The sequence below is a fragment of the Pseudomonas sp. GM78 genome (assembly GCF_000282475.1).
Lineage (GTDB): Bacteria > Pseudomonadota > Gammaproteobacteria > Pseudomonadales > Pseudomonadaceae > Aquipseudomonas.
Genome location: NZ_AKJF01000085.1, coordinates 17,723 through 41,294, shown reverse-complemented (window position 1 = coordinate 41,294; position 23,572 = coordinate 17,723). Strand labels below are relative to the sequence as shown.

The following is a 23,572-nucleotide window of genomic DNA, read 5'->3' as shown; positions in this document are numbered from 1 at the left end:
GCAACTCATTCCTTGGGTTGGTTGTGCTGGGGATCCGGATCAGGGGCGATCAGTCGCCGAACGGGCCGGCCGCGCAAAAGGCACCGCCCTGGTAGACCCGCACCGGGTCATCGGCGGCCGGTTGCGGCTGGGCTTCGACCTTTTCACGGAACACTTCGGAACTGTCCTGCGGCGCGTAGCCCAGGGCGCTGGCGTAGCGGTTGTCCCACCAGATGTCCTTGTTGTCGGACGCGCCGTAGACCACGGTGTGGCCGACGTTCGGGGTGTAGAGCGCACGTTCGAGCAACTGGGTGAGGTCGCCGAAGCTCAGCCAGGTGCTCATCATCCGGCGGTTTTGCGGCTCGGGGAACGAAGAGCCGATGCGCACGCTGACGGTCTCGATGCCGTAGCGATCGAAGTAGAACGTGGCCATGTCTTCGCCGTAGGACTTGGACAAACCGTAGTAACTGTCGGGGCGGCGAGGGGAGTGGGCGTCGATGACTTCGTCCTGCTTGTAGAAGCCGATCACGTGGTTGGAACTGGCGAAGATCACGCGCTTGACGCCGTGACGGCGCGCCGCTTCGTAGATGTGGAAGATGCCGCAGATGTTGGCGCCGAGGATCTCTTCGAACGAGCGCTCAACCGACACGCCGCCAAAATGCAGGATCGCGTCCACGCCTTCGACCAACTGGTGCACGGCGTGCTTGTCGGCGAGGTCGCAGGGCACGACTTCTTCGCGATCATCGATGGCCGGGGCGATGTCGGCGATGTCCGACAGGCGAATGACATTGGCGTACGGGCGCAGGCTCTCGCGCAGGACTTTGCCCAGGCCACCGGCAGCACCGGTCAGCAGCAGGCGATTGAAGGGCTTTTGGGCGGGTGCGGTGGTCGTCATGGGAATCCCTGGCAAGCAGTTGTTGTTATTCGGTCGTTGTAGGTTGTCGTACGACTTTGCTGAAGTATCGGTAGGCTTTGCGGTTTTTGTCAACGCGACGTTGGTGGAAATTGACGGAGGGTCGTCTCCCTCCTGCCGGGATTAAATTTCTGGACTGACCCGGAACCTGTGGGAGCGAGCCTGCTCGCGATGGTCGTCAACGATAACGCTGGAAGCCTGACACCCAGCGGCGTTCTCAGGTTCATCGCTGGCAAGCCAGCTCCCACAGGGGTGCGTTACAACAACGAAATCGGATAACTGATGAAAATCCGATTCTCATCGAACTCGTTCGTACTGAAATCCTTGCGAATGCTCGCATTGCGCCATTTCACGTTGAGGTTTTTCAGCGCGCCGCTCTGCACGGTGTAGGCCAGTTCCGATTCACGGCCCCATTCCTTGCCATCGGTGATGGTGCCGGTGTGCACGTTGTCGCCGCTGATGTAGCGGTTCATCAACGTCAGGCCGGGAACGCCGAGGGCCACGAAGTTGTAGTCGTGACGCACCTGCCAGGACTTCTCCCGGGCGTTGTCGTAGCTGGAGTTGTAGCTGTCGTTGGCCAGGGTCCCGCCGCTGGTACCGTTGACCCGCATCCACACATCGTCGCCGCTGAGTTTTTGCAGGCCGATGTAGAAGGTGTTGCCGCCGTACTTGGCCGAGAGCAGGGCAAATGCGGTCTTGTTATCGAGATCGCCGGCCAGGGCGCTGCCGTCTTCCTTGCCGATGAAATAGCCGAGGTTGGCGCCGAGGGTCCAATCGCCGATGGGCTGGCTGTGGCTGAGGTTGAAGTATTGCTGTTGGTAGATGTCGCTGAGCTGCGCGTACCACACGCCGACTTGGGTGCGTTTTTCGTTGAAGGCGTATTCGCCGCCGCCGAAGTTGAAACGGTCCGAGGCAAAGGCCGCCGATTTGCCGTTCATGAACATGTCTTCCATGCTCGCATCGTTGCGTGGGCTGTTCTGCCGGAACTGGCCGCCGTAGAGCGTCAGGCCGCTGATCTCGGTGGAGGTCACCTGGCCGCCGCGGAAGGTCTGCGGCAGCGAGCGACCGTCGTCGGAACGCAGGATCGGCAGCACTGGCATCCATTCGCCGACCTTCAGTTCGGTTTTCGAAATCTTGCCCTTGAGCGCCACGCCCAGGCGCCCGAAGTTGTCGGCCGGGCGGCCGTCACTGTGGATCGGCAGCAACTGCGTACCCCCGGTGCCTTTGCCGCCATCGAGCTTCTGCGAATACAGGCCCAGCACATCCACACCGAAGCCGACCAGGCCCTGGGTGTAGCCGGATTTGGCGTCGAGGATAAAGTTCTGTGTCCATTCCTCAGCCTTGCCCTGGGGGTAGGCCGGGTTGGTGTAGTTGCGATTGAAGTAGGCGTTGCGCAGGTTCAGCGTGGCTTTGGCGTCATCGGTGAAACCTTCGGCCTGGCTGCTGACGGGCAGGGCGAGGGCCAGGCTGGTGCAACCGAACAGGCTCAGCGTCTGCAGGCGGGTGAAGGATGGGCGTGGGGTACGGGCGGACGAATCGCGGACGAGCTGGCTCACTGTGACGCTCCCTTGCTGCTTTTTGTTTTTATTTTTGTTATACGTCGTCGTACAACGTTGGCGGCGATATTTGCTAGATTTTCAGGGGTTGTCAATTGGAAGTTATACGATGACTTCGTGGGTGTGCAGGATGGGAGCTTCGGCACCAGGCAAGAAGTGGGGCGCAGTCGAGCCCTGTTGGCCAGGTTGTACGAAGTTTGCCTGCGCCCTGTCGCCGCGAGCTAGAGCGGATGCTAGTCTTGTTCAATGTTGTTGTCAGGGAGCCCTCATGGGCAATCACAAGATCGAGATCCGTCGCAGTAACGTCGAGAAAATTCTGCTGGGGGCCGAGAAGGTCTTCGCCGAAAAAGGCTTTGGCAGCACCGCCATGGCCGACATTGCTGCCGAAGTGCAACTGCCGCGTTCCAACCTGCATTACTACTTCAGCACCAAGACCGAACTGTACAGCGCCGTGCTGTTCGACCTGCTGGAAGTGTGGAAGCAGGACGCCCTGTGCTTCGAGATGTTCGACGACCCCCGCGTGGTGCTCAGCAGCTACATCCGCGCCAAGATGAACCACTCGCGCAGCCGCCCCTACGGCTCGAAAGTCTGGGCCAACGAAATCATCCACGGCGCACCCACCTTGGGTGTAACACTGGACGCGAGCCTGTACGACTGGGCCAAGATGAAGGAAGCGAAGATTCGCCAGTGGGTCGACGACGGGCGCATCCTGCCGGTGGAGCCTTCAAGCCTGCTGTACATGATCTGGGCCTCGACCCAGCACTATGCCGACTTCGATCATCAGGTGAATATCCTCAATGATCACCAACCGTTGTCGGACATGCAGTTCGAGCGGGCGGTACAGACGGTGACGAGTGTGATTTTGCGGGGGATTGGGTTGGAGCCGTAGTTTGTTCGCTATCGCTAAATTCCGGGGTGCTTAGGACCTAGTTAGTTCTAATGTATTTATTGGTTGTTGAAGCCTGGTAGTGGTCTACACTTGTACTTTTTATTTTCAGTAGTAATGCATTAGTCTTTTCAGTATGAGATTTTATGGCGTCGGAATCCTGGAGGTCGGCTCTACTTTTCAAATGTGTGCTTAATTCTTTATAATCATTTTTGGTGGCTACTGTCTGGATGCGGCCGTTGGAGTATGCGTGGTCAAATACTTTTCCAGAATACACTACGTCCTGATAGTCCGGTGTGTTTTTAAATGAGTCGGGAATAGCCTTAATGAGTTCTTCCGTCGGAGGGAGTGTGTGATTTACTTTTACGAGCTGAGAAGCTGATGTTGAGGTGCTGGGTCGAGAAGGGGGCGCAGTGACTGAGGATTCCCCCAAGGCGTTTAACGACGACTTATGCACTGGATGGTTATTTTGGACGGTCCGCTTTATTCCGTTCCCGGACTTTTGTATTTGTCCCAATTTGTCTCTGACGACTCTTCTTGGATTTGCTACTTTGATGCGGAAATTACCCGTCGGGTCATTAAAGTTTACGGGGTCCCCCTGGCAGTATGCATAACAATTAATTCCTCCCTCACCGAACGGACTCAAATTATCCGGGCTGTTGAAACGCATCAACACCGGATTGAAAGCCCGATTTCCCTGGCCAAGTAAATAGTGCCCGGTTATGACGTCAGGACACTCACCGCTAAATTCAATCAAGAGGCTTAAACCACTGTCAGCCGGGTGGTGACCGTAAGCGGTATAGGCCAGCTGCCGCGGGTTTGTTTGCCCATGGGTCTGTAGTACCGAATGGGCTTGATCGGTTGCTAAAAGCGTGGCTTCGGTCACACCAACTGTAATTTGTTGCTGCGCCAACGGCTGAGCTTCATGGCGCAGGATTGTGCGTTGCGTCTGCTGTCCCAGCTCGGTAGTCAGGTGGTTCACTTGATAAAAACGCTGTGTGCTGTCGCCCGCCAGTAGCCCGACATCCGTAAGGCGGTCGAGTGCGTCGTATTGATAGCGGCGAAGAATTTTCAATGATGAGTCCGACATATCGAGATCCACGCTGGCGAATTGACTGTGTGAGCTTCGGAGATATTTCGAGTGGCGTCTACTAGCAGAACTGATAGGTGAAGCCTGAAAAAAGATCGCAGCCTCGTTGCACTCGGCAGCTCCTACAGGGGGGAACGCATCCCTTTGAGCTGTCGAGTGCAACGAGGCTGCGATCTCTTGATCTTAAAAATCAAACCGCAACGTGATAGGGATTCCTCGGATCATGATTCCAGTCCAGAAACGGCTTGCCGTTCTCCATCGGCACCATCTCGATGCAATCCTGCACCGGGCAGGTGATCTGGCACAGGTTGCAGCCCACGCATTCATCTTCGATCACTTGATACTTGTGGGTACCGTCCGCCTGTTTGAGGCTGGCCACCGCCTGGTGCGAGGTGTCTTCGCAGGCGATATGGCAGCGCCCACAACCAATGCACGCTTCCTGATCGATCTTCGCGATCACCTGATAGTTGATGTCCAGGTACTTCCAGTCCGTGGTATTGCCCACCGCACGCCCGGAAAACTCGGCGATGCTGGTATAGCCCTGACTGTCCATCCAGCGTGACAGGCCGTCCTTCATCTCCTCGACGATGCGGAAACCATGCAGCATCGCCGCCGTGCACACTTGCACCGAGCCGCTGCCCAGGGCAATGAATTCGGCGGCATCGCGCCAGTTGCCGATGCCGCCGATGCCGCTGATCGGCAGGCCATGGGTCTGCGGGTCGCGGGCGATTTCGGCGACCATGTTCAAGGCGATCGGCTTGACCGCCGAGCCGCAATAGCCGCCATGGGTGCTTTGGCTGCCGACAATCGGATTGGCAACCATGCGCTCCAGGTTGACGCTGGTGATCGAGTTGATCGTGTTGATCAGCGACACGGCATCCGCGCCGCCTCGGTGCGCCGCGCGGGCAGCCACGCGGATATCGGTGATGTTCGGCGTCAGCTTGACGATCACCGGCAATGAGCAATAGGTCTTGCACCAGCGGGTGACCTGCTCGACGTATTCCGGCACCTGGCCGACCGCCGCGCCCATGCCGCGCTCGGGCATGCCGTGGGGGCAACCGAAGTTCAGTTCGATGCCATCGGCCCCCGTGGCCTCCACCAGCGGCAGGATGTGTTTCCAGGATTCTTCGACACAGGGCACCATCAGCGACACGATCAGCGCGCGGTCTGGCCAGTCCTTCTTGACCTGGGTGATTTCCCGCAGGTTGATCTCCAGTGAGCGATCGGTGATCAGTTCGATGTTGTTGAAACCCAGTACCTCCCGGTTAGCCCCGAAGTGCGCCGAATAGCGCGACGACACGTTGACCGCCGCCGGGTCTTCCCCCAGGGTTTTCCAGACCACGCCGCCCCAGCCGGCCTCGAAGGCGCGGACCACGTTGTAGGCCTTGTCGGTCGGCGGTGCGGAGGCCAGCCAGAACGGGTTGGGGGACTTGATGCCAGCGAAGACAATCGACAGATCGGCCATTTATGCAGCCTCCACGTTGAGCATCAGTTGAGCGTTGATTGCCTCGGCGGCGCGTTTGCCGTGTTGTACTGCCTGCACGGTGAGATCCTGGTCGAGGCTGGTGCAGTCGCCGCCGGCATACACGCCGGGGATGCTGGTGCGCAGGTGTTCGTCCACCTGTATGCGATCACCCTCACGCTTGAGTTCCCGGGCCAGCGGATCGGCGAGGGCGCTGCTGTCGAAGGCCTGGCCGATGGCCTTGAAAATCGCGTCGGCGGCCAGCTCGAAGGTTTCACCGGTGGTTTGCAAGCGGCCTTCAACCAGATGGGTGCGGGCGAATCGCATGCCGCGCACCTGGCCTTGGGCATCGAGCAAGACTTCTTCCGGTTGGGCCCAGGTCATCAGGCGTACCTGATTGGCCTTGGCGATTTCCTGTTCGTGGTGGGTCGCGCCCATGTCCTCGACGCCACGGCGATAGACCAGGTTGACGTCGTGGGCGCCGAGCCGGGCCATTTGCACGGCCATGTCGATGGCGGTGTTGCCGGCGCCGAGCACGATGCAGTGGTCGGCCAGTGGTAACTGGCTCAGGTCATCGGCCTGGCGCAGTTCGCGGATGTAATCGGTGGCGGCCATCAGGCCGGGGGCGTCTTCATGCGCGAGGCCCAGCTGTTTGCTGGCTGCCAGGCCTAGGCCGAGGAACACCGCGTCGAATTGCTGATGCAGGTCGCTGAGGCTGAGGTTTTCCCCGAGTTTTTGCCCGTGGCGGATTTCGATCCCACCGATTTGCAGCAGGAAGTCCAGCTCCTTCTGTGCGTAGTCGTCCACCAGTTTGTATTTGGCGATCCCGTATTCATTCAGGCCGCCGGCCTTTTCCCTGGCCTCGAAAATCACCACGTCATGGCCGTGCATGGCACTGCGGTGGGCGCAGGACAACCCGGCTGGCCCGGCACCGACCACGGCAATGCGCTTGCCGGTGGCGGCGGCACGGGGGAACGGGTGCTGGCTGAAGTGCGCGTTGTCCACGGCATAACGCTGTAACAGGCCGATCAACACCGGCGCGCATTCATGGGCGTTGTTGCGCACACAGGCTTGCTGGCAAAGAATCTCGGTCGGGCAGACCCGGGCGCAACTGCCGCCGAGGATGTTGGCGGAGAGGATTCTCTGCGCCGCGCCCTGCACGTTGTCCTGGTGGATGTTGCGGATGAACGAGGGAATATCGATTTCGCTCGGGCAGGCATTCACGCAGGGCGCGTCGTAGCAATACAGGCAGCGCGAAGCTTCCAGGTGAGCCTGGCGATCGTTGAGTGGCGGCGCCAGGTCGGTGAAATGACCGGCGAGGGCGGCCGCATTCTCTGCGGGATGCGGGAGGTGGGTCAGGGTCTTGATCACGGTTTTGGCCTCACGGTTATTTGAGGTGCTGCCTCTGATGGGCATTTTTTTGCCTGTACCGGCCTCTTCGCTGGCAAGCCAGCTCCCACAGGGATCTCGGTCGTTCACATAACCTGTGGGAGCTGGCTTGCCAGCGATAGGCCGGAGGCCGCTTTCAGCGTTTAACCGCTGTAGGCTGATTCAACTCAGCCCGCTTGCTCAGCAAATCGAACACCGCCGGATAAGCCGGCCGTTCGATGTAGCGCCCGGCACCGCGCTCGGCCCGCAGATCGCCATCGGCCCAAACCACGCGCCCCTGGCTGATGGTATGGCTCGGCACACCGCGTACTGTCTTGCCTTCGAAGATGTTGAAGTCGACCTGCTGGTGATGGGTCTTGGCGGAAATCGTCCGCGTGCCTTGCGGGTCCCACAGCACCAGATCGGCATCGGCGCCGACGCGGATCGCGCCTTTGCGTGGGTAGAGGTTGAAGATCTTCGCGGTGTTGGTGGAGGTCAGCGCCACGAATTGCTGCATCGAAAAGCGCCCGGTGTTCACGCCTTCGTCCCACAACACGGCCATGCGGTCTTCGATGCCGGCGGTGCCGTTGGGGATCTTGCTGAAGTCGTCCTTGCCGGCGGCTTTTTGCTCGGCGCAGAAGCAGCAGTGATCGGTGGCGGTGGTGTGCAGGTTACCCGCCTGCAAACCGTGCCAGAGTGCCTCCTGATGACCGCGAGGACGGAACGGCGGGCTCATCACGTAACCGGCGGCGGTTTGCCAGTCCGGGTGCCGGTAGACGCTGTCGTCCAGCAGCAGATGCCCGGCCAGCACTTCGCCGTAGACCGGTTGGCCTTTGGCGCGGGCATAGGTGATTTCGTCGAGGGCCTCCTTGGTCGAGACGTGGACCAGATACAGCGGCGTGCCGAGGGTTTCGGCAATGCGGATGGCGCGACTCGCGGCTTCGCCTTCCACCTGCGAGGGGCGCGATAGGGGATGCGCTTCGGGCCCGGTCATGCCCTGGGCCATGAGTTTGCGTTGCAGGTGATACACCAGCTCGCCGTTTTCCGCATGCACGGTCGGGACCGCGCCCAGTTCCAGGCAGCGCTCGAAACTTGCCACCAGGGTGTCATCCGCCGCCATGATCGCGTTCTTGTAGGCCATGAAATGCTTGAAGCTGTTGACCCCGTGATGAATCACCAGCTCGGCCATTTCTTCGCGAACCTGTTCACTCCACCAGGTGATGGCGACGTGGAAGCCGTAGTCGGACGCCGACTTTTCGGCCCAGCCGCGCCACTGATGAAAGGCTTCCATCAGGGACTGCTGCGGATTGGGAATCACGAAATCGATGATCGACGTGGTGCCACCGGCCAAACCCGCCGCCGTGCCACTGAAAAAGTCTTCACTGGCCACGGTGCCCATGAAGGGCAGCTGCATGTGGGTGTGGGGGTCGATGCCGCCGGGCATCAGGTACTGACCGCTGCCGTCAAGTATCTCGGCACCTGCGGGAGCCTCGAGGTCTTCGCCAATGGCTTTGATTATGCCGTCTGCGCAATACACATCGGCGCGAAAACTTTCATCATGGGTAATAACGGTGGCGCCACGGATCAACAGAGACATTCCGAGTTCCTCGCAGGCATGACCGGCTGATGCCGGTTCTAGATGTTTTATATGAGGCCAGCGTCAACCGTTGTATTCCTGTCATCGCTGTCAGGATTAAAAGCTAGTCCGAGTTATGGGAATCAGCAAGAATATTTTTTATAAGCTTATGATTGTTTTAACTATCTGATAAATAAAGATAAATAGCAAAAATCAGCAAAATGGTGCGCCCGCTCACCATTTTGACGCACTTGACAGGATCTAAATATGGTCAAGATTTCTTATGTGAAATCAGCCGTTTGAGGATGGTCTATGGTTGATGCGCGACCGTGGGAAAAACATCGATGCACCAGATTGAGTCCTGACTGTTCGGACAACTTGGCGGACCAGTGGCATGACCTTTAACCAAGTGCTGCCCCGTTGATCCAATAAAACTGATAAACATCAGTTGTTTACAAAGTGTTTATGGAACTGCCCGATGCGCAAGCGGGGCAACCGGCACGTTTATTGAAGCCGCCAGCCCCTGATGAGCAAAAATAATTCAAAGATCAGTGGAGCGGCCATGCAACAGATCAGATCGCAAGTGAACGAGCGCGACGGCTTGTTCGAGCTGGAAGCCGGCAGCGATGTCCTCGACAGTCCCCGTTACAACCACGACATAGCACCGACCAAGGTGCGCGAGCGAACCTGGAACAAATGGCACATCACGGCATTGTGGGTGGGCATGGCGATTTGCGTGCCGACTTACACCCTGGGCGGGGTACTGACGGCGTACTTCGGCCTGAGTGTCGGTGAAGCGCTGCTGGCGATTCTGTTCGCCAACATCATCGTATTGATCCCGCTGACGCTCAACGCGTTTCCCGGCACCAAGTACGGCATCCCGTTTCCGGTGCTGCTGCGTTCGTCCTTCGGCATCTTCGGGTCCAACATCCCGTGCCTGATCCGCGCCTTGGTGGCGTGTGGCTGGTTCGGCATCCAGACCATGTTCGGTGGCCTGGCGATCCACCTGTTCCTGGGCTCGGTGTTCGAGGGCTGGAAATCCCTGGGCGGCACCGGCGAGGTCATCGGCTTCATGGTGTTCTGGGCGCTGAATCTGTGGGTGGTGATTCGCGGTGCCGAGTCGATCAAATGGCTGGAAACCCTCTCGGCACCGTTGTTGGTGCTGGTGGGCGTCGGGTTGCTGGTGTGGGCCATGCCCAACGTGTCGATGACCGAGCTTCTGGCGATCCCGGCCAAGCGTCCCGAAGGCGCGGGCGTGGCCAGTTACTTCGCGGCGGGGCTGACCGCGATGGTCGGGTTCTGGGCCACGTTGTCGCTGAACATCCCCGACTTCAGTCGCTACGCGAAAAGTCAGAAAGACCAGATTGTCGGGCAGATCATCGGCCTGCCACTGACCATGTTCCTGTTCGCCTCCCTGGGCGTGGTGATGACCGCCGCCTCGGTGAAGCTGGTGGGGGTGACGGTGTCCGACCCGGTGACCCTGATCGGCCACATCCAGAGCCCGGTCTGGGTGGCGCTGGCCATGGCGCTGATCATCATCGCCACGCTGTCGACCAACACCGCGGCCAACATCGTATCGCCCACCAACGACTTCCAGAACATCGCCCCCAAGGCGATCAACCGGACCAAGGCGGTGATGCTCACCGGGCTGGTCGGGCTGGCGTTGATGGCCCATGAACTGCTGAAAAAACTCGGTCTGATCGTTTCCGACCTGAGCCTGGAAACGGTCTATTCCAACTGGCTGCTCGGCTATTCCAGCCTGCTGGGGCCGATTGCCGGGATCATGGTGGTGGACTATTTCCTGATCAAGAAGCAGCAGCTGGACCTGGCCGGGCTTTACCGTGACGACGTGTATCCGGCGTGGAACTGGAACGGTTTTATCGCCTTCGGGGTGCCGGTGGTGTTGACGTTGCTGTCGCTGGGCAGCGATGTGTTCAGCTGGTTCTACAGCTATGGCTGGTTTACCGGCTCGGCCCTGGGTGGGTTGATTTACTACGGGCTGTGCGCGATGCGGCCCAGTCCATCTGTCGCGAAATCTGCGGTGTGAGGTAGGGCCCCATCGCTGGCAAGCCAGCTCCCACAGGGTTCTCGGGCGTTCACAATACCTGTGGGAGCTGGATTGCCAGCGATGAGGCCTCAAAGACACCACGCAATTGCCTAAACCATAAGAACAGCCTGAGGAGATCCCCATGAACGCAGCCGTAGACGTTCTGCAATCGACCCATCAGCACATCAACCGCGACCGCCTGTGGCAGTCGCTCATGGAGCTGGCCAAGCTCGGCGCCACGGTCAAGGGTGGCGTCTGTCGCCTGGCCCTGACCGACCTCGACCGCCAGGCCCGGGATACGTTCGTGAAGTGGTGTGAGGAAGCCGGCTGCACCGTCAGCATCGACGCCGTCGGCAATATTTTCGCCCGCCGCCCTGGGCGCAACCCGGACCTGCCACCGGTGATGACCGGCAGCCACATCGACACCCAGCCCACGGGAGGCAAGTTCGATGGATGCTTCGGTGTACTGGCCGGCGTCGAAGTGCTGCGCACCCTCAATGACCTGGGCATCGAGACCGAAGCGCCGCTGGAAGTGGTGGTGTGGACCAACGAAGAAGGCTCGCGCTTCGCCCCGTGCATGATGGGCTCCGGCGTCTTCGCCGAGAAATTCACCCTGGAAGAAACCCTGGCCAAGGTCGACGCCGAGGGCGTGACGGTAGGCGAAGCACTCAACGCCATTGGCTACGCGGGAACCCGCAACGTCAGCGGTCACGCGGTGGGCGCCTATTTCGAGGCGCACATCGAGCAAGGCCCGATTCTGGAGGACGAACGCAAAACCATTGGCGTGGTCATGGGCGCCCTTGGACAGAAATGGTTCGACCTGAAACTGCGCGGCGTCGAAGCCCACGCCGGCCCAACGCCGATGCACCTGCGCAAGGATGCCCTGGTCGGCGCGGCGGTGATCGTCGGCGCCGTCAACCGTGCCGCCCTGAGTCATCAGCCCCATGCCTGTGGCACCGTTGGCTGTCTGCAAGCCTATCCTGGCTCGCGTAACGTCATCCCGGGCGAAGTGCGCATGACACTGGACTTCCGTCACCTGGAACCGGCGCGTCTGGACTCAATGATCGCCGAAGTCCGCGAAGTCATCGAAACCATCTGCGAAGAACACGGCCTGACCTTCGAACTGACCCCGACGGCAGATTTCCCGCCGCTGTATTTCGACAAGGGTTGCGTCGAAGCGGTACGTAGCGCAGCGCAAGGGCTGGGCCTGTCACACATGGACATCGTCAGCGGCGCAGGGCACGACGCAATCTTCCTTGCCGAGCTGGGACCGGCCGGGATGATCTTCGTACCCTGTGAAGGCGGCATCAGCCACAACGAAATCGAAAACGCCGCTCCGGATGATCTGGCGGCCGGGTGTGCGGTGCTCTTGCGGGCGATGCTGGCGGCTTCGGCGGCGATCGCTGGCGTCAGTTAAGCAGGTAGCGGATAACCCCATTGGGTGTGTAACTACTTCAATTAAAGAAACGGCCTTGCGGCCGTTTTTTTATAGCTGGGTGAAAAACTACGATATTCAAAAAAAGCAGTTTCAAAAATCCTGTGTGTCGGGGAGTATGCCCGCCATTTGTGCATGTATTAACAGTCGTGCTGTCAAGTTCACCATGGAGTAATGGTTAATGACCATCAAGATCGAGGGGGTAATCGCCAACAAGATTGGCTTCGCTTCCCACCAAAATGCTGTGCCGGTTCTGAGAGAGCTGACGGTGCACAACCACGGTGAGGCAGACTTCAACGATCTTGAACTGGAGCTTGTGGCAGATCCACCCTTTCTCGAAGGTAAAACGTGGCGCCTGGACCGTCTGGGTAAAGGGTCGACGCTTCATATTTCCGAGCGCAATCTGGCGCTTAATGCCGGCTATCTTGCTGACCTTGCAGAAAGTCTTGCGGCAACCGTCGTTCTGCGTCTTCGCTGCGAAGATGAAACGCTCTTCAGCCAATCATTTGCGGTTGAGCTTCTGGCAAAAAATGAATGGGGCGGAATCAACTCCATGCCAGAGCTGTTGCCCGCGTTTGCCATGCCGAATGACCCTGCGATCGATCGAATCTTGAAGTCTGCATCGGACGTTTTGCGTCGGGCAGGAAAGGCAGATGGCATTGATGGATACGAAAGCAAATCCAGGACCAGGACGTGGGAGCTGGCCTCCGCGATATGGTCGGCTGTTTGCGGGTTAAGACTGAGTTATGCGTTACCCCCCGCAAGTTTTGAAACCCAGGGGCAAAAGGTTCGAACGCCGGGCCTTATTCTGGACGCAGGTGTAGCGACGTGCCTGGATACGGCTTTGTTATTTGCGGCAGCTCTGGAGCAGGCCGGGCTAAATGCCCTTTTGATCATGACCAAAGGGCATGCGTTTGTGGGCGTTTGGCTTCAACCACAAGAGTTCTCCCAGCTCATTACGGACGAAGCCAGCGCGGTACGTAAGCGTATCGACTTGAAAGAATTACTCGTATTTGAAACGACGCTCGCAACCCGTTTTCCTGTGCCGGGTTTCAGCCAGGCAATAAGCAATGCAGAGCGGCAAATCAATGATGAAGACTTCATCATGGCCATTGATATACATCGGGCGCGTATGCAGCGCATCCGGCCTTTGGCGTCGTCGGTGTCTGTGCCTAAATCCGGTCCCGCTGAAGAGCCGCAAGAAGTATCAGAGTCTTTGGAAGAAGCTCCCCCTTTGCCTGGCTTTGACATAGAGATATCTACGGATGCAGATTCCCCTGCCGGCAAGTTAACGCTTTGGCAGCGCAAACTTCTTGACCTCACCACGCGCAACAGGCTGCTGCATTTGCCCGACAGCGCAAAGGGTGTCCGACTGATTTGTCCTGATCCGGCGCAATTGGAGGATCAGCTCGCCAGTGGACAGCGTATTCGTATTGTTTCCGTGCCGGATCTCGAAGCGGGCGGGCGGGATGCGGCTCTGTATGAGCAACAGAACAGTGAAAGTTTGCGCGATGAGTATGCCAGGACGGCGCTGTCTCGAGGCGAAGTACTTGCCACCCTGGAAAAGAGCAAGCTTGAAGTCGCGTTGATCGATCTCTATCGCAAAGCACGGAGTGATCTCGATGAAGGGGGCGCAAATACGCTGTTTCTCGCTCTCGGTTTTCTAAAATGGAAAAAGTCGGCAGACGATCCGAAAACTTATTCGGCTCCCTTGATTTTGCTACCGGTGAAGCTTGATCGAAAAAGCGCTTTGTCGGGCGTGACCATGACGCTGCTTGAAGATGAGCCTCGTTTTAACCTGACCTTGCTTGAGTTGCTGCGACACGATTTCGAGTTGGTCATCCCGGGGTTGGAGGGGGAGCTTCCGAGCGATGAAAACGGTATCGATGTAGCCGGCATCTGGAATACGGTCAGACGCGCGATCAGGGATGTGCCGGGATTCGAAGTCACCACGGAGCTCGTGCTGGGGACTTTTTCCTTTGCGAAATACCTGATGTGGCAGGATCTGGCGGCGCGTTCGGAACAGCTTCTGAAAAGCCCCATGGTCAAGCACCTGTTGGAAAGAAGCATTGGCGGTGAAGGTTATTCGACGGCGGGTGACTTTCCTCAACCCAATGAACTGGACAGGAAGGTCAACCCGGCCGATCTTTTTACACCGTTACCGGCGGATTCTTCTCAGTTGGCGGCCGTGGTCGCTTCGGCCAGTGGTTGTGACTTTGTACTCGACGGGCCTCCCGGTACCGGTAAATCCCAAACCATTGCAAACATGATTGCGCACAACCTTGCCCTGGGCCGCAGGGTCTTGTTCGTCGCTGAGAAAATGGCGGCGCTGGACGTGGTCTATCGTCGACTTGAAGAACAGGGGTTAGGCGAATTCTGTCTTGAACTCCATTCGAGCAAGACGTCGAAAGTTGAAGTGCTCAAGCAACTCGAGCGAGCGTGGGACGTTCGTGATGCGCTGACCGCTGAAGAGTGGACAGCTGAAACGGCGAAGCTGCATACGCTGAGAAATCGACTCAATGAAGTGGTTGAGCTGTTGCATCGCCGCGCACCAAACGGTTTGTCCGTGCACCAGGCCATTGGCCGGGTTGTTCGCGATGGCGATGCCTCGATACCGCGTATTGGATGGCCAGAGGGCACAACTCACGACGCCCAGGCTTACGCTCGGTTGCACGATGTCGCCAGACGCCTCGATCTCAATAGCCAGGCTGCACGAGAGCTGTCTGCAAGCTTTTCACTGTTGGCCCCTACGGATTGGTCGAACGGATGGCAGGAAGCAATTGTTGCTGCAGCGAATGATCTTCCGGGCGCCATCGAGCGACTCAAGGTCGCCAGCACCAGTTTGCTGAAAGCAACCGACCTTCCACTGGCGGTTGCAAGTAGCGAGGATATCGAACGACTGATCCAGTTTGTCGCGGTCCTGATGGATACCCACGGCATTGATCTTTCATTTGTCTTTACGCTGAACGCGAGCGCGAAGATCGGTGCTGCCAAAAAAGCTGCTCAATTACTCGCAGAATATCGAGAGATCGAGCAGTCGCTGTCCCTGCGGTATGCGCCAGACGCTTGTCGCACTATCAACCTTGAACAGGTCAAAAACGATTGGGATACGGCGAAGGCCAGATTCTGGTTCCTGGCGACGCTTGGTAAAAAGAAGGTCGCTAAAAATCTGGCAATGGCAGGGGGCGCCGTCGGAGTTCCGCAAGTCGAGTCGGACCTGTTCAAGCTCAACCAGCTGCGTAACTTGCTTACCGCGCTGGACGGCCTGGCTGCGGATGTAAGTTCCGTGCCTGGATGGAATGGCGTGTCCAGTGATGCGCCAACCATGGCTCAAGCGTGCGAGCTGGGCGAACGTCTAAGGACGATGATCAGCGCCAGAGCCGAGTCTGCCGAAGATTTGATTTCCTTGCGCGCAGCGACTGAAAAGCTTGTCGTAAAAGCCAATGAGTTACTGGGCGGTGGCGGATTTATTGCTTCGGCATTGCAGCAGTTGAAAAATGCATTCGCTGACCTCAACGAAACTGCCAAGCGATTCAACGATTTGGGCAACCGGCCAATTGCGCAAACGCTCACAATCGAATCTCTGCTGGAGGCTGCCAATGCAATCATCCGTCAGGAATCCAAGCTGAAGGCCTGGTGTGATTGGTGTCGAGTCAGGGAGGAGGCGGTAGCGTCGGGGCTTCAGCCTTTAAGTGATGCGTTGGCGTCGAACGCATTGCCTGAAGGTGGCACTGTCAATGCTTTCGAAACTGCCTACGCTCGCTGGTTTGCGACCGTGATGATTGATGCCCAGCCGTTGCTGCGAAACTTCGTACCTGCCGAGCACACAAGCGACATTGAGGCGTTTGTGCGTCTTGATGAGGACTTGTCCAAACTCACAGTGCGGTACATACGAGCGAAGCTGTGTGGTGTGATTCCATCGAAAAACGAGATTGGCAAGCAGGGTGGCTTTGGCATTCTCAAGCACGAGTTGCAGAAGTCCCGACGCCACAAACCCGTGCGACAACTGGCTGTCGAGATGGGGGATGCCATGACGAAGCTTGCCCCTTGCATGCTCATGAGTCCGCTTTCGATTGCACAGTATTTACCGACGGACCTGGCTCTTTTCGACCTGGTTATTTTCGATGAGGCTTCGCAAATCGCGCCTTGGGATGCCATCGGTTCGATTGCAAGAGGCAAGCAGGTCGTGATTGCGGGAGATCCCCGACAAATGCCGCCGACGAACTTCTTCAATCGTGCTGCGTCCGCGACAGAGGATGATACGTCGGAAGATATGGAAAGTATCCTGGATGAGTGTCTCGGCGCGGGTATTCCAAGCCACAGCCTTAGCTGGCACTACCGTAGTCGTCATGAAAGCTTGATTGCATTTTCAAACCACCGTTACTACGACAGTAACCTGATTACTTTTCCAGCGCCTGAAACCCGCGCAAGTGCCGTGGAATGGCGACGAGTCGATGGTGTTTATGCGAAGGGCAAAGGGCGACACAATCAGGCAGAAGCCGAGGCTATCGTTACTGAAACCGTGAAGCGTTTGTTGGACCCTGCCTTTGTCGCTGCCGGTCATAGCATCGGGATCATTACGCTCAACACTGATCAACAGAGATTGATTACCGATTTGCTGGACCGGGCGCGCCAGCAGTTTCCGCAGATCGAGCCGTTCTTCCAGGATGATATCGCTGAGCCTGTCGTGGTCAAGAATCTGGAGACGGTGCAAGGCGATGAGCGAGATCTGATCATGTTGGGTATTGGCTACGGTCCGACCGAACCCGGTGCCCAGGTCATGTCGATGAACTTCGGTCCCTTGAACAAAGAGGGTGGGTGGCGCCGCTTGAATGTCGCGATTACACGTGCGCGCAGGGAAATGTTGGTTTTTTCATCTTTCGACGCGTCAATGGTCGATTTGAACCGTACCAACACCCGGGCTGTACGCGATTTGAAGCACTTTATCGAGTTTGCCCAACGTGGCCCAAAGGCGCTTGCCGAGGCGGTGCAGGGATCTGTAGGTGGCTATGATTCGCCCTTTGAAGAAGCTGTTGCTCAAGGGCTGAGACGCAAGGGCTGGCAGGTTGTGCCTCAAATTGGTGTATCTCGTTTCCGAATTGACCTGGGGATCGTCCATCCGGATAGACCGGGCGACTATCTCGCCGGTGTCGAATGCGATGGCGCGACTTATCACAGTGCAGCTACGGCGAGAGATCGTGACAAGGTTCGAAGTGCCATCCTCAAAGGATTGGGATGGAAACTGGTTCGACTGTGGTCTACCGAATGGTGGATTGACAAGTCTGGAGCACTTGATCGTTTGCATGCGGCACTCGAGAGCCTGTTGAGTGAGTCGCGCGCAGTCCCTGCGCTAGCACAGCCTCAAGATCTACCTGTTCCTCATCTGCTCCTGGTACAGACGCCGTCGGCAGAAGCTACCGTTGAACAGACAGAGGCGATTGCCAGTCCTTCCAAGCAGGATCGGCTCGTTGACGAGAAGGCGGAAATCAGGATTGCCGGCGCGTTTGCTGCTCCCGCCAAGCCTGCCATGAAGGGCGAGTATCGCGCCACAGACTTCACGAATGTGAGTGACCGGATTCAGGCCGACGCCTTTTACGCGCAAGAGTACGACGCTGTTCTTTCGGATTTGATTGCTCATGTGCTAGTTCAAGAAGCTCCAATACTCGATTCGTTGTTGGTTCAGCGGATTGCCAGGGCTCATGGTTTTCAGCGCTCAGGACGTCTGATTCGTGAACGGGTACTGGATCTGACAGAGAAAAATCATCACCTGAGGAGCGACCCTGTCGAAGGTCTGTTCGTCTGGCATTCTGAAAGCGACGTTGTTGGCTGGAATAGTTATCGGATCGCAGGCGCGTCAAATGATGCTCGGTCAGTAGAAGAGATTGCAGCTGAAGAATTACTGGTCGTCGCGTCCTTGATTTCGGCAGGTGACAGACCGCACGAAATCGCCAAGGCATTCGGTGTGAAGCGTTTGACGAGTGCGGCACGTGAGCGGATAGAGTTGGTGATGAAGTCAGGAACAGGTCTCTAGGTGGCGCTTGCCAGCGGGCATATACCTGACGGCTCAAGCTTTTCACTGACCACAAGATCCACCTGGTGAATCGGTTTGCCCCGATGCCTGAGCATCCCGCCCTGGCGTTGATGCATCACCGCCGTCATCTCGGCGAGTATCGCCAGCGCCACGCTCTGCGGTGCATCGCCACCCAGGTCGAGGCCCATCGGGTAGTGCAGCGCCGAGTGGCCCGGGCCGATTTCCGCCAGCAGGCGTTCGGTGCGCTCCCTGGGGCCGAGTTGGCCGATGTAGGCGGGCGCGGCGTGCAGCGCCAGCCCGAGCCAATGGCGGTCCTGGCGGTAGCTGTGGGTCATCACCGCCACAAAGGCGCCGTCGATCAGCGGGGCCAGGTCGAACGGGTTGTCGAGGCTGGCGAGGACAACGGCGTCGGCTTGCGGGAAACGTTCGGCGCGGGCGAAATGGCTGCGGCTGTCGATGACGCTGACGTGCCAGTCCAGCAGTTTGGCCATGCGCACGAGCGGCTGTGCGTCGTGGCCGGCGCCGATAATCACCAGGCGGGGCGGTGGGGCGATGTACTCGAAAAACACTTCGACCTCACCACCGGCGTTGCTGTAGAGCCGTGTCGAGGATTTTTTCTGCGTCAGTGTCTTGTGCAGGTCACGGCGGATCGCCTCGTTCAGTTGCAGGTTGCGCAGGCTGCCCTCGGTGTCTGACAGCAGACGGTCACCGACCCTGGCCGATGCATCCCGGGAACTGGCAATCACCGTGGCCATGGCGGCCGGTTGTTGACGGTCGCGCACCCGTCGCAGCAGTTCGATGGCCGGGGATGGCGATTTTGCCCGCAGGCGTTCGAGCATGACGAATACCGTGCCGTTGCAACCCAGGCCAAAGGTCAGGGCGCTTTGCTCGTCGTCTTCGTCCTCGGTGGCGCCTGTGCTGTAGCGGCGCACCACCGGTTCGCCGGAATCGGTGAGCCACCAGGCTTTTTTCGCCAGGTCCTGCTCCAGGCAACCGCCGCTGACGGTGCCGACCGTGCGGCCGTGTATGGGGATGAGCATCCGTGCACCGGGACGGCGGTAGGCCGAGCCTTCCACCTTGACCACGGTGGCGAGGACGCTTTCTTCGCCGTGGTGGGCGGCAGTGTCGATGGCTTGTAAGAGATCATTGAAGCCGGACATGGCAGTAAATCCTAAGCATCGTGGAGAACCCTGTGGGAGCGAGCCTGCTCGCGATTGCGGTACATCAGTCAACGTCGATGTAGCTGACCCACCGCTATCGCGAGCAGGCTCACTCCTACAGGGGAGCGGGGTGGCTTGAGGATCAGTTGTCGATGTTCATCAACTGCCGTACTCCATCAAAGGCCTCGGCCCGCATCCGCTGCATGTCCAGCCCCGGGATCTCGCCGTTATCGACCACCACCCGGCCACCGACCAGGCTGTACTTCACCGTGATCGGCTCACCCGCCACCACCGGCGCGACGGCAATGTCGTGGAAACCGAAGAAGCGTGGATGGTCCAGGCCGTAGATCACCAGGTCCGCCGCCTGGCCGATTTCCAGGGTGCCGACCGCACCCAGCCCCAGCACCTGGGCACCGCCGGCCGTACCCCAGTTGATGACATCTTCGGCAGTGGTGGCCGAGGCGCCTTGCTGTGCCCGGTGAATCAGCCACGCGGTGTTCGCTTCGCCCACCATGCTGCCGGACTCGTTGGAGGCCACGCCATCCACGCCAAGGGAAATCGGCACCCCGGCCTCGAACATCTGCGGCACCGGCGCGACGCCGCTACCGAGGCGCGCATTGCTCACCGGGCAATGGGAGATGCCGGTGCCGGTTTGCGCGAGCATGCGGATTTCAGCGGGTTGCATATGAACGGCGTGGGCGAACCACACGTCCGGGCCGAGCCATTCGTGTTCGGCGACGAATTCCACCGGCAGGCAGTTGTATTTCTCGCGGCAGAAGTTCACGTAGTTCTGCGTTTCCGACAGGTGCGTGTGCAGGCGCAAACCGAGGCCGCGGGCGGTGTGGGCCAGTTCGCGCAGCAGCGTCGGCGGCAGCGAAAACGTCGGTGTGGTCGGCGCGACCACCACCCGGCGCATGGCATCCGGGGTGTCCTGGTGATAACGCGACTTCAGCCGTTCGATGTCACCGACCATCTGGTCGAGGGTTTCCGGTTGCAGCGCGGTTTTCGAGAACCCCGGATGGGCGCTGGCGGACTCCAGCGCGCCGCCCCGGCACAGCACGAAACGCAGGCCGAACTGATCGGCCATGTCGAACAGCAGGTCACCGGTCTCGGTGGTGCTGTTGGCATGGTAGAGGTAATGATGATCGGCGCAGGTGGTCACGCCCGACAGCAGCAGTTCGGCCATGCCCAGTTGTGCGGCGATCCGCGCCAGTTGCGGCGTGAAACGGTTGAGGCGCGGGTAGGGCACGCTGGCCAGCCAGCCTTGCAGGTCCTGGTTCAATCCTTCGGGAACCGCTTTGAGCAGGTTCTGGAACAGGTGATGGTGGGTGTTGATCCAGCCTGGATACACCACCGCGTGGCGCGCATCGATCAGCCGCTCTCCGGGTTGCGCTTGAAGGCCCGGAGCCATTTCGGCGATGCGCCCGTCGACGATGCGGATGTCCGGGGCGCCGGCCCTGGCCCGCGGGCCACGCAGGCCGGTCATCACCGCCACGGGGTTCTTGATCAGGATGTTTTGCAGTTGAGTCATGGTCGGCTCCAGTCAGAGGCTGTGGGTGGCGGATTCGCTGGTGGCGGCATCAGGCACGCTGACGCCGTTGAGGGTGGCGTTGAGCAGCACCGACACCAGGCAGGCGATCACCACGCTGCTGTGCAGGAACGGCTGCGACCATTCGGGCAATTGCTTGAACAGGGCCGGGGCCAGCACCGGTACCAGGGCGGCGGCGAGGGTGAAGCCGACGATCAGCACGTTGTAGCGGTTGCGCTCGTAGTCGACCTTGGCCAGGGTCTGGATCCCGGCTGCCGCGACCACGCCGAACATGGCGATCCCGGCACCGCCGAGGGCCGCCGTCGGCATCGAGGCGATGATCGCCCCGGCCTTGGGCACCAGTGCCACCGAGCACATCAGCAAGCCGCTGATGGCGACCACCCAGCGACTGCGCACACCGGTGAGGATCACCAGCCCGACGTTTTCCATGAAGGCAATGAACGGGAACGCCGCGAACATCCCGGCGATGGTGCTCGCCAGGCCATTGGCGCGCAGGCCGTTGATCACCTGTTTCTCCTCCACCGGTTTGTCGACGATGTCCCCAATGGCCACGAACAGCCCCATGGATTCGACCATCTGCACGATCATCACCACCACCATGGTCGCTATGGGAATCAGGCTGAAGGTCGGCAGGCCGAAGTAGAACGGGTAGGGCACGGTGAGCCACGGCGAATCCTGCACGCTGTGAAAACTGCCCATGCCCAGCCCGTAAGCCAGCGCCGCGCCCACCAGCATGCCCACCAGCACCGCCATGTTGCGCAGCATCGGGCTGCCATAGCGGTTGACCAGCAGGATGCTGAGCAACACCACCGCAGCTACGGCCAGGTACGCTGGCGCGCCGAAATCACTGGCATGGCGCCCGCCGCCGACCCACTCATAGGCAATCGGAAACAGCTGCAGGCCGATCACGGTGACGATGCAACCGGTGACCACGGGTGGAAAAAAGCGACGTAATCGACCCACGAACGGTGCGATCAGCATGGTGAAAATCCCCGCGCCGATCACCGCGCCGCAGACCCCGGCGAAACCGACGTCCGGGTTGGTGCCGATGGCGATCACCGGGCCCACGCTGCTGAACGCCACGCCCTGGAGGATCGGCAGGCGCACGCCGAATTTCCAGAAACCGACGGTTTGCAGCAGGGTGGCGATGCCCGAGCAGAACAGCGTGGTGCTGATCAGCACCACCGTGTCGGCCTGGGACATTTTCAGGGCGCTGGCGACAATCAACGGCACTGCGATTGCGCCGATGTACGAAACGGCCATGTGCTGCAGGCCGAGGGTAAGCATTTGCCGCACCGGCAGAACCCGGTCGACGGGGTGGATGGATGACGTTGCGGGGGTATTGGCTGACGACATGGAGAATCACCTCTAGCTGTTGTTATTCGGTAAAGAGGGGTATTCGTTCTGATGCCTGTTGCATCTGTCATTCATGTGCCCGGAACCGCCATCCACCGGCTCCGATGCCTTTTTCAGCCTGCCAGGCAGGCGGCAAAGCCCTGGTTCAGGGCCGCGCGGTCCAGGTCGCGGCCGATGAACACAATCTTGCTGGTGCGCGGTTCGGCGCCCCATGGGGTGGAGGCACGGAACTCGACGAGGCTGTGCACCCCTTGCAGCACGTAGCGCTGGTCCTGATCGGCCACCGCCAGCACGCCCTTCATGCGATACAAGTTGTCGGCTTGCTCGGTACGCAGGCGGGTGATCCAGCGGTGGAAGTCGCCCAGGTTCACCGCGCCATCCACGGCGATGCCCACCGATGTCACGCTCGGGTCGTGCTCATGGTCGGGTTCGTCATGTTCGTGATGATGGTCATCGGCGTGGTGATCGTGCTCGGCACCTATTTCCATGAGTTTCTGCGTGGATTCGAAGGCGCCGATGCCAAGGATTTTCGACAGGTCGATTTCGGCATAACTGGAGGTCACCAGGTCGGCCGTGGCATTCAAGCCGCGAATCTTGTCACTCAGGGACGCCACTTCGGCGTCACTGACCAGATCGACCTTGTTGATGACAATGCGGTCGGCGCAGACGATCTGGTCCACGGCCTGGTTGTCCACGCCATCGAGTTGCAGGTCGTGCAGGTGCTGGGCGATGTGCCTGGCATCGACCATGGTGACAATGGCGTCGAGTTCCACTTCATCGGCGATCGGGTCGTTGATGAAAAAGCTCTGGGCCACCGGGTACGGGTCGGCCAGGCCACTGGTCTCGATCAGGATGTGATCGAGTCGCACCGGCCGCGCCACCAGTTCACGGACGATGCGCACCAGGTCTTCGCGGACCTCGGCGGTGCAGCACACGCAGCCGTTGACCATCTCGTAGATTTCTTCGGTTTCGGAACTGAGCACCAGGTCGCCGTCGATGCCGACCTCACCGAACTCGTTTTCGATCACGGCGATCTTGCGCCCGTGGTTTTGCTTGAGGATATAGTTGAGCAGGGTGGTTTTGCCGGCGCCGAGGAAGCCGGTGAGGATGGTCACCGGGATTTTGGTGTTGGGGGTTGGGGCGTTGAAGGGGGTGTTCATGTGA

Annotated in this window: 14 protein-coding genes; 4 read left to right on the top strand and 10 right to left on the bottom strand. The window is 59.3% G+C overall.

The features are described 5' to 3' along the window. Positions 1-49: 49 nt before the first annotated feature. Both PMI35_RS17140 and PMI35_RS17145 read right to left on the bottom strand, forming a co-directional pair. Positions 50-874, bottom strand: a complete 825-nt coding sequence (locus PMI35_RS17140) for an NAD-dependent epimerase/dehydratase family protein (RefSeq protein WP_008059335.1) — start codon at positions 872-874, stop codon at positions 50-52. 275 nt (positions 875-1,149) lie between these two features. Beyond that, a complete protein-coding gene (locus tag PMI35_RS17145) occupies positions 1,150-2,448 on the bottom strand; it encodes an OprD family porin (protein WP_008059332.1) in 1,299 nt (432 codons plus the stop codon). 268 nt (positions 2,449-2,716) lie between these two features. On the opposite strand from PMI35_RS17145, the gene PMI35_RS17150 reads away from it, so the two are divergent. Continuing rightward, entirely contained in the window at positions 2,717-3,337 is a 621-nt protein-coding gene (locus tag PMI35_RS17150; RefSeq protein ID WP_008059330.1) for a TetR/AcrR family transcriptional regulator, read from the top strand. Between the two features lie 37 nt (positions 3,338-3,374). Here the strand turns inward: PMI35_RS17150 and PMI35_RS33875 are convergent, their stop codons facing one another. From PMI35_RS33875 to hydA, 4 genes are all read right to left on the bottom strand, one after another. Next, positions 3,375-4,424, bottom strand: a complete 1,050-nt coding sequence (locus PMI35_RS33875; protein WP_008059329.1) for an RHS repeat-associated core domain-containing protein — start codon at positions 4,422-4,424, stop codon at positions 3,375-3,377. A 190-nt stretch (positions 4,425-4,614) separates the two neighbouring features. Next, positions 4,615-5,889, bottom strand: coding sequence for an NAD-dependent dihydropyrimidine dehydrogenase subunit PreA (gene preA / locus PMI35_RS17155; RefSeq protein ID WP_008059328.1), 1,275 nt, complete (start codon positions 5,887-5,889; stop codon positions 4,615-4,617). Then, positions 5,890-7,257 carry an NAD(P)-dependent oxidoreductase gene (locus tag PMI35_RS17160; protein ID WP_032831582.1) on the bottom strand — a complete coding sequence of 456 codons (1,368 nt, stop codon included), beginning with the start codon at positions 7,255-7,257 and terminating at the stop codon, positions 5,890-5,892. A 154-nt stretch (positions 7,258-7,411) separates the two neighbouring features. Then, the gene (gene hydA, locus PMI35_RS17165) at positions 7,412-8,851 is read right to left on the bottom strand and encodes a dihydropyrimidinase (protein ID WP_008059326.1); all 1,440 of its coding nucleotides are present in this window, start codon (positions 8,849-8,851) and stop codon (positions 7,412-7,414) included. Between the two features lie 541 nt (positions 8,852-9,392). On the opposite strand from hydA, the gene PMI35_RS17170 reads away from it, so the two are divergent. The 3 genes from PMI35_RS17170 (at position 9,393) to PMI35_RS17180 (ending at position 18,343) form a co-directional block, all read left to right on the top strand. Then, the gene (locus tag PMI35_RS17170) at positions 9,393-10,877 is read left to right on the top strand and encodes an NCS1 family nucleobase:cation symporter-1 (RefSeq protein WP_008059322.1); all 1,485 of its coding nucleotides are present in this window, start codon (positions 9,393-9,395) and stop codon (positions 10,875-10,877) included. A gap of 142 nt (positions 10,878-11,019) precedes the next feature. Continuing rightward, positions 11,020-12,294, top strand: coding sequence for a Zn-dependent hydrolase (locus PMI35_RS17175; protein WP_008059321.1), 1,275 nt, complete (start codon positions 11,020-11,022; stop codon positions 12,292-12,294). A gap of 199 nt (positions 12,295-12,493) precedes the next feature. After that, positions 12,494-18,343: a DUF3320 domain-containing protein gene (locus PMI35_RS17180; protein ID WP_008059317.1), complete on the top strand. Its 5,850-nt coding sequence runs from the start codon at positions 12,494-12,496 to the stop codon at positions 18,341-18,343. Here PMI35_RS17180 and PMI35_RS17185 read toward each other — a convergent pair. From PMI35_RS17185 to PMI35_RS17200, 4 genes are all read right to left on the bottom strand, one after another. After that, complete coding sequence (locus PMI35_RS17185) at positions 18,340-19,503, bottom strand: XdhC family protein (protein ID WP_008059314.1); 1,164 nt, start codon at positions 19,501-19,503, stop codon at positions 18,340-18,342. The genes PMI35_RS17180 and PMI35_RS17185 overlap by 4 nt on opposite strands. A gap of 142 nt (positions 19,504-19,645) precedes the next feature. Continuing rightward, positions 19,646-21,034, bottom strand: a complete 1,389-nt coding sequence (locus tag PMI35_RS17190) for an amidohydrolase family protein (RefSeq protein ID WP_008059312.1) — start codon at positions 21,032-21,034, stop codon at positions 19,646-19,648. Between the two features lie 12 nt (positions 21,035-21,046). Further along, positions 21,047-22,408 (bottom strand): nucleobase:cation symporter-2 family protein, encoded by a 1,362-nt coding sequence (locus PMI35_RS17195; RefSeq protein WP_008059310.1) that lies wholly within the window; start codon positions 22,406-22,408, stop codon positions 21,047-21,049. Positions 22,409-22,521: 113 nt separating this feature from the next. After that, on the bottom strand, positions 22,522-23,568 hold the full coding sequence (locus tag PMI35_RS17200) for a CobW family GTP-binding protein (protein ID WP_008059308.1): 1,047 nt from the start codon (positions 23,566-23,568) through the stop codon (positions 22,522-22,524). Between the last annotated feature and the right edge of the window lie 4 nt (positions 23,569-23,572).

Bases quoted from the DNA above. Each gene is read 5' to 3' on its own strand.
- PMI35_RS17140 (WP_008059335.1), bottom strand. From the start codon at position 874: ATGACGACCACCGCACCCGCCCAAAAGCCCTTCAATCGCCTGCTGCTG.
- PMI35_RS17150 (WP_008059330.1), top strand. From the start codon at position 2,717: ATGGGCAATCACAAGATCGAGATCCGTCGCAGTAACGTCGAGAAAATT.
- PMI35_RS33875 (WP_008059329.1), bottom strand. From the start codon at position 4,424: ATGTCGGACTCATCATTGAAAATTCTTCGCCGCTATCAATACGACGCA.
- preA (WP_008059328.1), bottom strand. From the start codon at position 5,889: ATGGCCGATCTGTCGATTGTCTTCGCTGGCATCAAGTCCCCCAACCCG.
- hydA (WP_008059326.1), bottom strand. From the start codon at position 8,851: ATGTCTCTGTTGATCCGTGGCGCCACCGTTATTACCCATGATGAAAGT.
- PMI35_RS17170 (WP_008059322.1), top strand. From the start codon at position 9,393: ATGCAACAGATCAGATCGCAAGTGAACGAGCGCGACGGCTTGTTCGAG.
- PMI35_RS17175 (WP_008059321.1), top strand. From the start codon at position 11,020: ATGAACGCAGCCGTAGACGTTCTGCAATCGACCCATCAGCACATCAAC.
- PMI35_RS17180 (WP_008059317.1), top strand. From the start codon at position 12,494: ATGACCATCAAGATCGAGGGGGTAATCGCCAACAAGATTGGCTTCGCT.
- PMI35_RS17185 (WP_008059314.1), bottom strand. From the start codon at position 19,503: ATGTCCGGCTTCAATGATCTCTTACAAGCCATCGACACTGCCGCCCAC.
- PMI35_RS17190 (WP_008059312.1), bottom strand. From the start codon at position 21,034: ATGACTCAACTGCAAAACATCCTGATCAAGAACCCCGTGGCGGTGATG.
- PMI35_RS17195 (WP_008059310.1), bottom strand. From the start codon at position 22,408: ATGTCGTCAGCCAATACCCCCGCAACGTCATCCATCCACCCCGTCGAC.
- PMI35_RS17200 (WP_008059308.1), bottom strand. From the start codon at position 23,568: ATGAACACCCCCTTCAACGCCCCAACCCCCAACACCAAAATCCCGGTG.